Source organism: Delftia sp. ZNC0008, from assembly GCF_000799035.1.
GTDB lineage: Bacteria > Pseudomonadota > Gammaproteobacteria > Burkholderiales > Burkholderiaceae_C > Comamonas > Comamonas tsuruhatensis.
This window is the reverse complement of record NZ_JTKZ01000520.1, coordinates 1-1,593: the sequence shown is the minus strand read 5'-3', so window position 1 is coordinate 1,593 and position 1,593 is coordinate 1. Positions and strand designations below refer to the sequence as shown.

Genomic DNA, 1,593 nt, shown 5'->3' with positions numbered 1-1,593 from the left:
GGGGGGGCGCGGCAGTGGTCACGGCGGTCACGGCGGCCGCGGACGCCACGGCCACTACGGCCGTCTGCCCGGACCGCCGGGCGATTTCCGCCAGCAGGCCCTGCAGTCCATCGGCCAGCGCCTGGACCAGGGATTGCAGATCGCCGCCGGGCCGGGCGTGGGCGCCATTGCCGTCGCCTGACAGGCAGGCTTGCGCACCGGTCTCGGCCATGGCCGACCATTGCTCCAGCAGGTCCGCACCCAGGTAGCCCAGACTGCCCTTGAAGGTGTGCACCAGCGTTGCCACGGTGTCCCAATGTCCGCTGCGCACGGCATCGCGCAGCCGTTGCGGCGCATCGGCAAAGTCCTGGGCAAAGCCTTCGATGGCGTGGAGCATGCGCGGCGATTGGCCGGCAAGGCGTTGCCGCAGCCGTGCCGGATCCCAGGCCTGGGCAGGACTTGACGGCGTCGGCTGCAAGGGCGCGGCCGGCGCAAGCGCTGCCGTTGGAGGAGGGCCCGCGCGCAGGCAGCGCTGCAGTGTCTCGTACAGCAGCACATCGTCAACGGGTTTGGTCAGATGGGCATTCATGCCTGCGGCCTCGATCCGGGCGCGCTCCTCGACATAGGCCTGCGCAGTCAGCGCGATCACCGGAAGATGCCGCAGCGCGCTGCGCGTGCGGATGGTGCGCGTGACACTGAGGCCGTCCATGCCGGGCATGTGCACGTCCATGAGCACGGCATCGAAAGGCTGGGTGTCCAGCAGCTGCAGCGCCTGCAGACCGTCCTGCGCAGTCTGTACCGATATGCCGGCCTGCTCCAGCAGCTCGGTGGCCACCTCGCGGTTGAGTACGTTGTCATCCACCACCAGCACCCTGCGCCCAGGCAGGCCCGGGTAGCGCTGCTGTGGCGAGGGGCCGGCCGCCGGGCTTTCCGGCGGGGGTGATTCGGGGTCCCGCAGTGCCTCCCGGATGCACGAGCGCAGTGCCGATGCGGTCAAGGGCTTGATCAGCAGGCCCCGCGGGCCCAACTGCGCGGCCTGCAGCTGCACTTCGTCGCGCCCGAAGGCCGTGACCATGAGCGCAGCCGGGGTCTTGGCCAGGTCCTGCTGCTCGCGCATGCGGCGTGCCAGGTCCAGCCCGTCCATGCCGGGCATGCGCCAGTCCAGCAGGGCCAGGCCGTAGGGGGATTCCTGGCGTGCGGCCTCTTGCAGCATGTGCAGCGCCTGCATGCCGTCCGCCGCCGTATCGCAGCGCATGCCCAGTTTGCGCACCATGGCGGCCAGGGCCTCGCGCGCGCTGGCGTTGTCATCGACGATGAGAACGCCGGTGCTGCCCAGGTTGTCGTGGCCGTCCAGCGGCGCATCCGTGGCAGGCCGGACCTTGGCCGTGAAGCGGAAGTTGCTGCCCTGGCCGGGCTGGCTGCAGACGCTGATCTCGCCGCCCATGAGCTGCACCAGCCTGTGGCAGATGGCCAGGCCCAGGCCGGTGCCGCCGTGGCGGCGCGTGGTCTGGATGTCGGCCTGGGTGAAGGGCTGGAACAGCCGTTCGGCCCGCGATGCATCCAGGCCTATGCCGGTGTCGCGCACGTTCACGCACAGGTGGTGCAGGGACGCGG

At 70.7% G+C, this 1,593-nt stretch carries 1 protein-coding gene; it reads right to left on the bottom strand.

Annotation, left to right across the window (positions count from 1 at the left end; genetic code table 11):
* Window positions 1-1,593 (bottom strand): response regulator (locus tag L995_RS17610; protein ID WP_047472800.1); only part of this gene is annotated, 1,593 nt, incomplete at both ends.